Source organism: Paenibacillus sp. LHD-38, assembly GCF_031157315.1.
Classification (GTDB): Bacteria; Bacillota; Bacilli; order Paenibacillales; family Paenibacillaceae; genus Pristimantibacillus.
In genome coordinates this window covers 55,038-67,036 of sequence record NZ_JAVIFU010000027.1, presented here as the reverse complement: position 1 = coordinate 67,036, position 11,999 = coordinate 55,038, and the positions used below count along the sequence as shown (strand labels likewise).

Annotated in this window: 11 protein-coding genes; 3 read left to right on the top strand and 8 right to left on the bottom strand. The window is 46.7% G+C overall.

The window, feature by feature from the left end:
* Positions 1–317: 317 nt before the first annotated feature.
* Positions 318–956 (bottom strand): ATP-dependent DNA ligase, encoded by a 639-nt coding sequence (locus RCO25_RS21700; RefSeq protein WP_308998220.1) that lies wholly within the window; start codon positions 954–956, stop codon positions 318–320.
* 132 nt (positions 957–1,088) lie between these two features.
* Here RCO25_RS21700 and RCO25_RS21695 point away from each other — a divergent pair, with 132 nt between their 5' ends.
* Positions 1,089–1,298: an alpha/beta-type small acid-soluble spore protein gene (locus RCO25_RS21695; RefSeq protein WP_053377052.1), complete on the top strand. Its 210-nt coding sequence runs from the start codon at positions 1,089–1,091 to the stop codon at positions 1,296–1,298.
* A gap of 206 nt (positions 1,299–1,504) precedes the next feature.
* The gene (fabV, locus tag RCO25_RS21690; protein WP_308998219.1) at positions 1,505–2,695 is read left to right on the top strand and encodes an enoyl-ACP reductase FabV; all 1,191 of its coding nucleotides are present in this window, start codon (positions 1,505–1,507) and stop codon (positions 2,693–2,695) included.
* Between the two features lie 67 nt (positions 2,696–2,762).
* Here fabV and RCO25_RS21685 read toward each other — a convergent pair whose 3' ends face one another.
* Both RCO25_RS21685 and RCO25_RS21680 read right to left on the bottom strand, forming a co-directional pair.
* Positions 2,763–2,993: a cold-shock protein gene (locus RCO25_RS21685; RefSeq protein WP_308998218.1), complete on the bottom strand. Its 231-nt coding sequence runs from the start codon at positions 2,991–2,993 to the stop codon at positions 2,763–2,765.
* Between the two features lie 68 nt (positions 2,994–3,061).
* Complete coding sequence (locus RCO25_RS21680) at positions 3,062–3,262, bottom strand: cold-shock protein (RefSeq protein WP_053377054.1); 201 nt, start codon at positions 3,260–3,262, stop codon at positions 3,062–3,064.
* A 281-nt stretch (positions 3,263–3,543) separates the two neighbouring features.
* Here RCO25_RS21680 and RCO25_RS21675 point away from each other — a divergent pair, with 281 nt between their 5' ends.
* On the top strand, positions 3,544–4,290 hold the full coding sequence (locus tag RCO25_RS21675; RefSeq protein ID WP_308998217.1) for a CAP domain-containing protein: 747 nt from the start codon (positions 3,544–3,546) through the stop codon (positions 4,288–4,290).
* A gap of 57 nt (positions 4,291–4,347) precedes the next feature.
* Here the strand turns inward: RCO25_RS21675 and hisC are convergent, their stop codons facing one another.
* The 5 genes from hisC to RCO25_RS21650 all read right to left on the bottom strand — a co-directional run bounded on the left by hisC (position 4,348) and on the right by RCO25_RS21650 (position 11,988).
* Positions 4,348–5,469 (bottom strand): histidinol-phosphate transaminase, encoded by a 1,122-nt coding sequence (gene hisC / locus RCO25_RS21670; RefSeq protein ID WP_308998216.1) that lies wholly within the window; start codon positions 5,467–5,469, stop codon positions 4,348–4,350.
* Between the two features lie 261 nt (positions 5,470–5,730).
* On the bottom strand, positions 5,731–8,286 hold the full coding sequence (locus RCO25_RS21665; RefSeq protein WP_308998215.1) for a beta-mannosidase: 2,556 nt from the start codon (positions 8,284–8,286) through the stop codon (positions 5,731–5,733).
* A 37-nt stretch (positions 8,287–8,323) separates the two neighbouring features.
* Complete coding sequence (locus RCO25_RS21660) at positions 8,324–9,802, bottom strand: glycosyl hydrolase (protein WP_308998214.1); 1,479 nt, start codon at positions 9,800–9,802, stop codon at positions 8,324–8,326.
* Positions 9,799–10,857: an SGNH/GDSL hydrolase family protein gene (locus tag RCO25_RS21655; protein WP_308998213.1), complete on the bottom strand. Its 1,059-nt coding sequence runs from the start codon at positions 10,855–10,857 to the stop codon at positions 9,799–9,801. Before RCO25_RS21655 ends, RCO25_RS21660 begins: the two co-directional genes overlap by 4 nt.
* A 96-nt stretch (positions 10,858–10,953) precedes the next feature.
* Complete coding sequence (locus RCO25_RS21650) at positions 10,954–11,988, bottom strand: glycosyl hydrolase (protein WP_308998212.1); 1,035 nt, start codon at positions 11,986–11,988, stop codon at positions 10,954–10,956.
* Positions 11,989–11,999: the final 11 nt, after the last annotated feature.

The following is an 11,999-nucleotide window of genomic DNA, read 5'->3' as shown; positions in this document are numbered from 1 at the left end:
TAAGCGCTTTCATTTGTATCCGAAAAAAGGATGATCTCATCCTCCCTGCAGCACAAACATTAATAGTAATATCAAGAATATAATTATTAACTGATTACTAATAATGTTAATGATTATATTGTAACGATATCGCCCGTATATCGTCAATATAAAAATTTCTTCTGAGATGTATTATACTGTTGTTTTATTAGGATTCACACTTCATGAAAATAGAAAAAAGGATACCGACGGCAGTGGCCGGCAGTATCCCTCTCAAGTCAAATCCCTATATTTAGCGAGGAGAAAATTAATTAATGATTTCATTAACATATTTCCGATTAGGATACGAAAAAGCTTTTTTGATCCGCATCCATTGCTAAATTTTTATATTCACCATTCATCACTTTAAGCCAACTATCCCTGCGGCCTTCGGAATAAACACTGTCTTTGCGCTTGCAAGCCACGCCTTCTAAATCAGAGCTTTTCACAAGCTCGTACAAGGCGGAGCCTTCCTTCTCGACGTACAGCATCTTTTTGAAATAAGCATTGTCCTCCAAAATATAACTAAGCAGCCGCTTACGCTCGAGCAGAGGATGCTGTCTCAAATCCACTCCGTTATAATACAAAAGATCAAACACAAAAAATAAGACAGGATTCGAACGCTTCGCATCACGGATGCTCGGTTCTTTTTTCAAACGGTAGCGTTCTTGCAGAGTATGGAACTCAAATGCTCCCGAAATTGGATTTACATAAGCCACCTCGCCGTCGAACAAAACATCGGCTGGCTCTCGCAAAGGTACATTATGTAATTCAGGATATTGCCTTGTAACTTCATTACAGTGCCTGGTATATAACTTCGGCTTGCCTCCAATAAAGGAAAGCTGCAGACGATGTCCGTCAATAATGGGCTCAAACAGATAATTATCATCATCAAAAGGCTTTTCGTGCTCGGTTAAAAGCATAGGTTTCACAAACATAACGGCGCCCCCTTCCGTGTAACCATTTTAACATGATCCTACTCCAAAAATCGGCGGTAATTTCAGGTGAATTTGGTGAATAATCTCCTGATTGTTTCCGCATAATAATTCCAAGAAGGAGGCTGAGAAAAGATGGCAAACCGAACAAATCAACTTCTTGTACCCCAAGCCCGCGCAGCGCTTGAGCAGCTCAAATTTGAAGTTGCCCAAGAGCTTGGCATTCAACTTCCGCAAGACGGCTACTATGGAAATATGACTACGCGCGACATGGGCTCCATCGGCGGATCGATTACTCGCCGGCTCGTTCAAATGGCAGAACAGCAGCTATCAGGTCGTCGTTAATTTTCTTCATAAATAAGCGCCAAGAGAGCAGAATTGCTGTCTTGGCGCTTATTTATTTATGACAAAACATATGAATTTGTGTAAATAAATGCTCTTGTCGCGAGACGAGAACTTCCCTTCTGCTCCAAAAGTCGGTAAAATGGGATAGAGTTGTCCCGTACATAACGCATACTTGCAAATTCCATTAAAGAAAGGAATATTCTAATATGATTATTCAACCGAAAACACGCGGTTTTATTTGCACCACTGCTCATCCAGAGGGCTGCGCCGAACAGGTAAAGCGCCAAATTGATTACGTAAACGCGCAGCCAAGCATCACAGGACCACGCAATGTGCTGGTCATCGGCGCCTCAACAGGCTACGGGCTCGCTTCACGCATCGTTTCCTCCTTCGCAGCCGGCGCTAATACGATTGGCGTCTACTTCGACAAAGCCGCTGAGGGTGCTCGTACAGCTTCTGCCGGCTGGTACAATTCCGCGGCATTTGAGGAAGCTGCTGCAGCTGCTGGCCGCAAATCCTACAGCATCGTTGGTGATGCTTTCTCCGATGAGATAAAAGCAAAAACGATTGACTTAATTCGTACGGAGCTTGGGCAAATCGATCTCGTTGTTTACAGCGTCGCTTCTCCACGCCGTACGCACCCCAAGACAGGCGAAACCTTTTCTTCCGTCATTAAACCGCTTGGAGGCACGTACACAAACAAAACCGTGAACTTCCATAGCGGCGAGGTATCGCAAGCTACAATCGAGCCTGCAACCGAGGATGAGCTCCGTCAGACGATTGCTGTTATGGGCGGCGAAGATTGGCAAATGTGGATCGATGATATGGAACAGGCTGGCGTACTTGCAGAAGGCGCAACGACCGTAGCCTATTCTTATATCGGGCCTGAAATTACGCATGCGGTATACCGTGAAGGAACAATTGGGGCTGCGAAAAACGATTTGGAAGCAACGGCTAAGCGCTTGAATGAGCAGCTAAGCACAAATGGCGGTCGTGCCTTCGTTTCTGTAAACAAAGCATTAGTGACGCAATCCAGCTCGGCTATCCCTGTTGTACCGCTCTATATATCCGCGCTTTACAAAGTAATGAAGGAAAAAGGCATTCATGAGGGCTGTATCGAGCAAATGTATCGCCTATTCTCTGAGCGTCTGTATGGCAACTGCGAAACACTCGTCGATGAAAAAGGGCTGATCCGTGTCGATGATTGGGAAATGAGACCTGAGATTCAAGCAGAGGTAGCAGAGGTTTGGGCCAAGCTGTCCACCGAAAACGTCTATGACCTTTCCGATCTTGCAGGTTATCGCCGGGAATTTTTCCAGCTGTTCGGCTTTGAAACCGACGGCATCAATTATGAAGCAGACGTAAATCCTGAAGTAAATATTACAAATCTTCGTTAAAAAGAAAAAGGCCGTTGGTTCGTATGTCCGAACCGACGGCTTTTTTGCTGTTTTTCATTATAAGCTTTTAGGAAATTAACTTGCCTGGTTTTAAAGACTTCATGTCTTTATTCGAATTGTTTAGCGAGATAAGCATCTTTTCACTTCTTACCATGGGAGAGTGACACTGAAAGCACGCCGGTATGTGATCGAATGCAAAGTCATCGCGAATCCAGCCCGTACAGCTTTCTTCTTGGCAAGTCCAAATAATTGTGTTTTCTTGAGGATGATCTTCTAACGATTTTCTGCGAAAATACATTGATTAATCCTCCTTTGTAATAAAAAAGAACCCTTAACAAATGTTAAGGGCTCTCGATGTTGTAAATACTACAGTTTTACAACGTTTTCTGCTTGTGGTCCACGGTTGCCTTGAGTTACGTTGAACTCAACGCGTTGACCTTCGTCAAGGGATTTGAAGCCTTCGCCTTGAATAGCGGAGAAATGAACGAATACGTCATTGCCGCCTTCTACTTCGATAAAGCCAAAACCTTTCTCTGCGTTAAACCATTTCACTGTACCTTGTTCCATTATAAAAACCTCCAATAATTTTTTTAACATGTTTTTTCCAGAAAAACTAAAAATCACATATTGAGAAAAGTATCATTATACAAATGACAACCCTTTTCAATATGTGAATTCAAGGTTTAAATTTGTTATTTGTATTGATAATATACCATAGGCATTTGGAATAAGCAAGTCCCCAAGCAAAATCCATAATCATTTATTTTCATACAGGATAACAGCCGCGCTGACGGGAGATTATAAAAGGCGTGGCAAGCACTTTATCCTAAAATCAGAGGTGTTCTTAATTGAAAAAGTACATTGCAATCGCAGCATTATTAGTTGTGACAGGTTGTTCGACCAACACGAATTCCAATGACATGCACAAACAGAATGCTCTTAATCATGCCCAAATCAAAACTCCTGTCATTACTGCTGCGCCAATTATTACGCGTGCCTCATCCATTACTACACCAAATGCAGCAAAACCGTTATCTTCGATGAGGGGTTCGAATATCAATTTGCCGGATTGGATTTTTGGCGATATTCAAGTCCAAAATCCAGCAACGAGGTATCCGGTAGTTCAGCAGCCAACGGGTCAGAACCCTAATGTACAAAACCCTACTACTCAGAGGCCAGCTCCTCAAACCCCGGCTAATCCAAAGCCGGACGGACAAAACGCAGCTGTCGGCCAATTTGAGAAGCAAGTGCTTCAGCTCGTCAACGCCGAGCGGTCCAAAGCCGGATTAGGCGCACTAAGCATGGATGGCCCGCTTGCTAATATGGCAATGGTTAAAGCAAAGGATATGGCCAACAACAACTACTTTGATCATAATTCGCCGACGTACGGTTCTCCATTCGATATGATGAAGCAATTTGGAATTACCTATAACTCAGCCGGCGAAAACATCGCCAAAGGCCAACCGACAGCCGAGCGTGTCATGAGCGACTGGATGAACAGCCCGGGGCATAGAGCCAACATTTTGAACAGCAGCTTCAATAAAATCGGTGTTGCTCATTACAACGGCTCATGGGTACAAGAGTTTATTGGCTAACCTCTTTAAGCAAAAAGCAGCCTGTTCCGGACTATTCCCGAACAGGCTGCTCATTTTTTATGCATGCATATTACCTGTATCCAAAATATCGCTTAACGCTTTTAGAAAACATTCATTCTCATCCGGCGTTCCGATTGTAATCCGCAAATGATGCGGCAATCCCCATGTTTTTCCGTGCCTTACGATAATGCCTCTAGCCATTAATTCCTCATAAATAACTGCCGACTTCTCTCCCATCTCCACAAGCACAAAGTTGCTCATGCTCACCGTAAAGCTGCAGCCAAGCGTTTCTAATGCTTTGTAAAACCGCTCCCGCTCCGCAAAAACAAGCGTCTGTGACCGCTGCACATGCTCTGCATCACCAACAGCTGCTGCGGCCGCAGTTTGGGCCAATGCGTTTACGTTAAACGGCTCTTTAACCTTCAATATGTTTTGGATTATGGACGGATGCGCAATGCCAAAGCCGATGCGTATGCCAGCTAGCCCGTATATTTTGGAAAATGTTCTTAATATAAGCAGAGGGTAACCTGCCCGCACAAATTCAGTACCATCCGAATAATGCTCGTCTGTGGCATAGTGGCTGTACGCGGCATCAAGCACAACCAGCACCTGCTCGGGAAGCGAATCAAGAATATGCTTCAGCTCTGTTCGCGGCAAAAAAGTACCCGTCGGATTGTTGGGCGAGCACAGATACACAATTTTCGTGCGGTCTGTCACAGCTGTAAGGATCGCTTCCGAATCGTATTGAAAATCCGCTTTTAGATGTGCGACGACTATTTTAGCATCCATGATTTGAGCGCCAAACGCATATTCGCTAAATGTTGGGCTGGGTACGATAATTTCATCATCGGCTTCCAAGAACGCTTCTGACACGAGGGTGATGAGTTCGTCTCCGCCATTTGTAACCAAAACTTGCTCTGGGCTTAGGTCATAATGAGTCGCAAGGGTCTGCTTTAAATCCAAGGTTTGAGCATCCGGATATCGGTGAAGCTCCGTTAGAGCCGCCTGCATAGCCTCAACAGCCTTAGGTGACGGTCCCAGCGGATTTTCATTGGAGGCAAGTTTGATTACCCGCTCCAAGCCCAGCTCGCGCTGCACCTCCCATATCGGCTTTCCAGGTGAGTAAGGTTTTAGCTGCTCAATTGCTTTACGTGCGCGAACCTCGATATTCTCTCGCATAAATAAAATCACCTTCATCATTAGAATACAAACCTTTAACACTTTAACACTATAATACATTAATCCTTTGTCACGGTAAAGAATTGATGTATGTTTTACACACTTATAAATAGAAAAGGAGCCCCTCCTAAGAGTGAGCCCCTTTCATTAATAACGCAAACCGCTTAACCCTGTTAAAACATTTCGACTATTCTGCTGCAGGCGCGGGATGCGCCTCAAAAAATTTATATTTTATTCACGTTGATTGAGGCAACCCTCATTCTATTCTGCTTTGCGATCAGCCAAAAAATCAACCATGGAACGAACTTGCACCTTGCCGGCAGCAGTTGGTTTCCCTACCGTCTCACCTTCATTACGGTACATGAATTGTACGGTTTTCGTTACACCCGGTATAAGATCAAAGAAATTGTCAGTGAACATGCCTTCATGTTCCGCTGTAACCCATACCTGCCTGGCGAGGACATCCGCAGTAAGCGTAAATGCAGTGCCGTTGCTGCCCTCAACCACCTTGATGCGAATAACGCTGTCCGTCAGCTTCTGGTCTTTCGCTTTAGCGAAATAATAAGTCTTGTTATCCACGAGCTGGCCGTCTTGCTCAAGCTCAGCATACAAGACGACGCTCCCTGCTTCGTATCCGTCCAGCCACTCCTGCTCATTGATCGAGCTGACTACGGCTGCGCGGTTGCCATCCATGGCAACACGGGTTGAAGTCTGCTTAATCAGTGCGCCTGAAAAATCATACAGCCTTAGGCTAAGCTCCCCTTTAATCGGCGTAAGTGAATCGGTAACCAAATGTACGTTCACCATACCGTCATCCGTGCGGTCAAAAGAAAGCATCGTATCGGCGAAGCTTCTTTTCGCATAGTATTGCATGGCTTTCCACTTGCCGTAATAATCCATGCCCGACCAGGAAGCAACCGGCCAGCAATCGTTCATCTGCCAATAGAGTGTCCCCATGCAATATGGCATGTTGCGGCGATGGGCTTCGATTGCCATTTTCATCGCTTCCGCTTGCAGAACTTGGCTCATATAAAGAAATGCAGGGAAATCCTTTGGCTGATTCATGTAAATATCCATATATTCTTTGATAAGCCGGTTTCCGTCGCCGTTCTTCTGATGGGCGCGCATCACTTTCGAATCCAGCGCCAAATCCTGCTCGGTAGCAAAGGTCATTACCGTATCGTATTCAGGGAAGGATTGAAAGCCGTATTCACTCATGAAACGTCCGACTTTTATATTGTAATTCTCAAATGGCTCAACCGCGTGCCAAACTCCCCAATAATGAATATCTCCTTCTGCGGAGAGCGGGTGGGCATGCTGATTAATGTCGCCAGTCAACGAAATAAGAGGCGATGATGGCCAATATTGCGTGCCGGGCGCAAATGTCGCAACCGCTTCAGGCAATATGTCATGGAAAACTGCTTCGTAATCTGACCAGATGACTTTACGCTGCTCCTTCGTATATTCTTTCTTCCAGCCCCAACCGCCGTCTTCATCGTATTCGGCCCATGCCGAATCGATCTCGTTATTGCCGCACCAAAGCACGATGGAGGGATGATTGCGGAGGCGCTTTACGTTCTCGATGGCTTCAAGCCGAACATTTTCCAAAAATGCTTCATCGCCCGGATACATACTGCAAGCGAACATGAAGTCCTGCCATACCATGATGCCGTACTCATCGCACAGCTCGTAGAAAACCGATTGCTCGTAGATCCCGCCACCCCAAACGCGCAGCATATTCATGTTTGATTCTGCTGCCGCAGCGATTTCATGCCTGTAGCGTTCATCGGTCACATTCGTTATAAAGCTGTCATTTGGAATATGGTTCGCACCCTTAGCGAAGACAGGCACTCCGTTCAGCTCGAAATAGAAGCTGGCGCCCTTCTCATCCTTGTCGCGCACTAAGCGGACGGACCGCAAGCCGGTGCGAACAGATTTCGCCGCGACAGCGTTATCTTCCTTAATAAGCTCTGCCGTAAAGGTATACATATGGGACTCGCCCAGCCCTCTGCTCCACCAAAGCTTTGGCTGCTCGATAACTGCCTTCACTTCTACGATGCTGCTTCCTTGACCCAAAATAGCTTCTTGCTCCCAAACTTGTCCGTCCGCGCTAATTCTTACAATTCCACTCCATGATTCCTTGGACTCGATTTCCACGCTGACAGATAAGCTTGCTTGCGATGCCGTTACGCTGTCCTGCTGGACATGCACGTCAACGATCCTGCTCTCAGACCAGCCTACCAGTCTAGCTTCGCGCCAAATTCCGCTCGTAACAAATCGCGGACCCCAATCCCAGCCGTAATGATAAGGCGCTTTTCTAGCAAAAATACTAATCTTCTGCGCGCCCAGTCCGCCCAGCTCGGATTGATCGTTTGAAGCCGGCAAATTATAGCCCAGCTTATCGATCTTCGGCAGATCCTCCTGCACGGGCGAACGGAATTTTATCCTTAAATGATTATTTGCAGCCGTCACGATCGATTTAACATCGGCTTTCCACGTTCTGAACATATTATCGGCAGAAAGCACATGCTGATCATTCAAATAGACATCAGCGTACGTATCTAAACCGTCAAATACCAGCTCTAAAGCGGATGCTTGCAGCAGCTCCTCCGCGACATCAAACCGTGATTCATATTCCCAATCTATTTTATCGATCCATTGCAAATCATGCTCATTTGTTGCATAAAAAGGATCCTCGATAATTCCATTCCGCAGTAAATCCGTATGTACGCAGCCCGGAACGGCCGCCTCCATCCATTTCTTTTCCTGACAAGCCTTAAACTTCCAATTATCCAGCACTAGTTTTGTTTCTCTCATTTTGTCCTCCTAAAAATATGTGTCTTCCTATCGCTTATCAATCTTCTTTATCTGCTTCTTTTTTCATTCCGAATAAGTCTGGCAGTTCATCCAGCGTAGTGACCTCTGGATGGTTATAAATTTTCTTTAATAGATCTTGGCTGTTATGCTTTCCATCTGTTAGATATTCATCCTGCCAGGTCACGAACCAGCTCCATTTCGCGCCATAGGCCTTCATTAAGTCCGGGTCAGGAATAGAACCGTTTTCCGTTAAAGCGACCAGCTTTTTGTCCTTTACTAGAGCTGCGAGGTTATCATAATGGTTGATGACCGGCGAATGATCTCCCGGGGCAGGATAGCTGTCTACGCTTACGATATCCACAACATCATCTCCCGGATACCATTCGGGCAGCACAGAATTCCAAATCCAAATGAGATTGTTCAATTCATGCTTGTTAACCAAACGGTCGTATACTATTCGGTACAGCTGCTTGGCAGGTTCAGGCCCCCTTGCTCCCCACCAGAACCACCCCCCCTCCGCTTCGTGCAGCGGCCTGAACAGTACAGGGATATGGGCATCCCTTAATCGCTTGAGCTGCTCGGCGATCGCATCGATATCTGAGATAAGAAGTTTATATTGCTCCGATTCGGGATCATCCAAAGCTTTTTCCAAATTAAAGGTTACAGAATCCGCGTAGAAACCCCGCCACCATTCTTTTCCCGTCTCGTCAATCAGGCCGGATGGAGCGTTCCAATGCCATAAAAAGGTCGTAATGCCTCCCTGCTTATGCCAGCCAATAGCTTTCTCCACTTCATACGATACTGCTCCGTGCTCCGCTCTGGTTGGGGAATAATCGATGAGATCAAAACCGACAATAGCAGGCTTCTTGCCGGTAACCTCCTCAATCCAGGAAACGTTATCGAGCCCGGTTTGACCCGATAACATCGACTTGCCATAGTTTTTCACCAAATATTTCATTAGTTTTTTCGCTTCTGCAGAAGCGTTCGGATTAACTAATTGATCGGTGACCTGATGTTTGACTTTAGGCTTCGTTTTCTGCAGCTTGATATAGTCGATATCATAATAACCCCAACCGCGAGTCAAGCTAATCGTATTAGAGCCTTCTCTCAAAAGCATCTTCCCTGCTTTGAGCTCCGTGAATCTTTCAATTGGCTGTAAAACCAACTCACCATGCGGCTCTTCATTTAAGGTGAGACCAGCCACTTTATTTCCATTTGGAGAACGGTAGCTTACCCACACATTGTATAATGCCGTTTTGGGCACTTCAACCTGCATCGTTAACTGGTCCTGCTCATCGGTAAAATCGGTGACAAATCCAGTGCCAGAGAAGCCCTCTGCTTCTTGAGAAACCACGGTTCCCGTTAGCTGCCCAACCTCAGCCTCATAGATCATCGCAACGGGCTCTTGCTTCTTTAGCGGATCAGGAAGCCCAAACACTGCAGCTGAGCCTAACAGTGCTATACCTGCAGCGACCGTGATGCCGATTACGATTCGCTTGTTCTTCACAGCGGTCACTTTATAATCCCTACCTTCGCAAGACGAAAGTTGGCGCCTGTACAATCGGGGCGGTTGCCATGAATCACCTCAAGCTCGAAGCGGTGCTGGTCAAGAGGCCATTCATCTCCAAAAAAGCTAAGTCGATACCAGCCGTCGTCTCCAACCCATGACGGTCTTTCCCGTTCCGTCAATTGCCATTCCCCATCGTTCATTCGATACCGAAATTCTGCAGAGCTTCTCCCAAAATCGAAGCCAAGCACGAGCCCTCTCCCCTCAAATGAGAAAGAGAGCTTCGCCCCGACAGCCGACGTCTCAAGCACTTGATCGATCCATTCCAGATGCGGCCATCTCCGAATCGTCCAAGGACCATTCGTTTGGATATGCTCGAAAGGCAGTGCAGAAACCTCATCCCAACACAGGTCATCAAGCGGCTTTGAAAGCAGGCGTGAAACCTGGTCGGCCTGCGTGGCGTGTTCTCCTTCCGATAATTCCTTCGCGAGAAAGGAAATGACGCTTTGACCATAGCTCAAGCTGCCTCTGCTTGTCGGATGAAGTCCGTCAAGCAGCCATTCTTCAAAGCGGAGCTTGCCTTTCCTCACCTCCTTCAGAGCATATAGTCCCATCCATATCGAGCCGATTTGATAATGTTCGGCTAAACGTTCGAATTCGCTAATCGTATCCGGTACCAAGCCATCCTGAATCGAATCATACATGCTCTGTGAATACGTGTATACGATAACAACATCGCGATGACCATCAGCAAGCAGCTGTCTGATCAGCCCTTCTCTTGTACGGTTACGCTTCAAGGTAGGCTCGCCTTCATCATTGACCGCATATTCAATAAAAACCAAATCGCAACGGGTATCGATTAAGTCCCGCTTGGCGCGAAAGACGGCTAAATCGCTGCCCGTTGCTCCGATTGCCGCATTTTCGACCGTTATGCGCGTTTCCTGAAATTCCTCCGTGAGCCAGGCAATGACCGGCTCCGGCCAGTTGTGGCGAGGCCTTGCATCGGTGATCGAGCCTCCGATAAAACCCACTGTTAAGCTTCCCTCTAGGATTTTGCGCCGCATGTGTTGCAGCTTGCTCCTGTGATTCCATATAGACAAAGTCATCAATGACAAACTCCTTAAGAAGTATTAGGCCTTACCGAGCCTTGCCGCCATACGCTAATCCCGCAGCGGGTAGTTCTGAAGATCTGGCAGCTCGTCCTTCGTTAAGGAAAACGGGTGATGGTAAAATTTAATAAGCTGATCTCGCTCCGTATGCTTCTCGGCATACACTCTGCGGCCATCCACCGTATCGTAGACAAAAGTGCCGTACCACGTGCAATTCCATGCCCAAAGGGTTTGATCCCGCAGCATGAGATCTGGATCAGGAATCGGCCCGTTTTCGGACAAAGCGATTATTTTGTTCATCTTCGTGTAAGAAAGAGCCGTCTGAAAACGCTCGAGCTGCGACTCGTAATTTCGATCAGGAGGATAAATATCTTCACCAATAATGTCGACGTATTCGTCGCCCGGATACCAATCCGCATGTTGGCCGTTCCACACCCAAATCAAATGATTCAGCTTATGCATGTTCGTCATTCGGTCATACATCAGCTTCCACAGCCGAACGCATGGGTCCGCCCCCTTCGCCCCCCACCAAAACCAGCCTCCCGATGCCTCATGCAGCGGTCTCCACAGCACTGGCACGCCTGCATCCTGCAGCCTTTTCAGCTGGGTGGAAATCGCGTCGATATCCCTTATGAGCAGCTTATAATCCTCGGAATCTTCATCAGTCATCGCCTTCTGAACGTCAAACTTCGTTGCTTTCGTATAAAAGCCGCTGCCCCATGTTCTGTCCGGCGGCAAATCAATTAAATCCTTAGGCGCATTCCAATGCCAGCAAAAGGTGACAATCCCTCCGCTTTGCCACCAATCGATGGCGATATCGGTATCGGAGCATTCTGCCCCGCGCTCTGTGCGCGAGGGTGAATAATTCATGAAATCGAAGCCGTATACGGCTGGATATTTCCCCGTAACTTCATGCAAGATTTCGAGCTCCGGTGTAGACACTACACCGATTTGCTGGCCGGTCAGTATGCGGCTTCCATAAATGTCGCACAAATACGTCATCAGCCTTTTGGCATTTTCATCAGCATTCGGATTTATAAGCTCTGGCACTACATTAAAACGAGATTGTCTCTCCGCATTCAGCATTTATGCTTTCT

What these genes read in the sequence shown, in the direction of transcription:
- RCO25_RS21700 (WP_308998220.1), bottom strand. Translation starts at nt 956, where the DNA reads ATGTTTGTGAAACCTATGCTTTTAACCGAGCACGAAAAGCCTTTTGAT.
- RCO25_RS21695 (WP_053377052.1), top strand. Translation starts at nt 1,089, where the DNA reads ATGGCAAACCGAACAAATCAACTTCTTGTACCCCAAGCCCGCGCAGCG.
- fabV (WP_308998219.1), top strand. Translation starts at nt 1,505, where the DNA reads ATGATTATTCAACCGAAAACACGCGGTTTTATTTGCACCACTGCTCAT.
- RCO25_RS21685 (WP_308998218.1), bottom strand. Translation starts at nt 2,993, where the DNA reads ATGTATTTTCGCAGAAAATCGTTAGAAGATCATCCTCAAGAAAACACA.
- RCO25_RS21680 (WP_053377054.1), bottom strand. Translation starts at nt 3,262, where the DNA reads ATGGAACAAGGTACAGTGAAATGGTTTAACGCAGAGAAAGGTTTTGGC.
- hisC (WP_308998216.1), bottom strand. Translation starts at nt 5,469, where the DNA reads ATGCGAGAGAATATCGAGGTTCGCGCACGTAAAGCAATTGAGCAGCTA.
- RCO25_RS21665 (WP_308998215.1), bottom strand. Translation starts at nt 8,286, where the DNA reads ATGAGAGAAACAAAACTAGTGCTGGATAATTGGAAGTTTAAGGCTTGT.
- RCO25_RS21655 (WP_308998213.1), bottom strand. Translation starts at nt 10,857, where the DNA reads ATGCGGCGCAAAATCCTAGAGGGAAGCTTAACAGTGGGTTTTATCGGA.
- RCO25_RS21650 (WP_308998212.1), bottom strand. Translation starts at nt 11,988, where the DNA reads ATGCTGAATGCGGAGAGACAATCTCGTTTTAATGTAGTGCCAGAGCTT.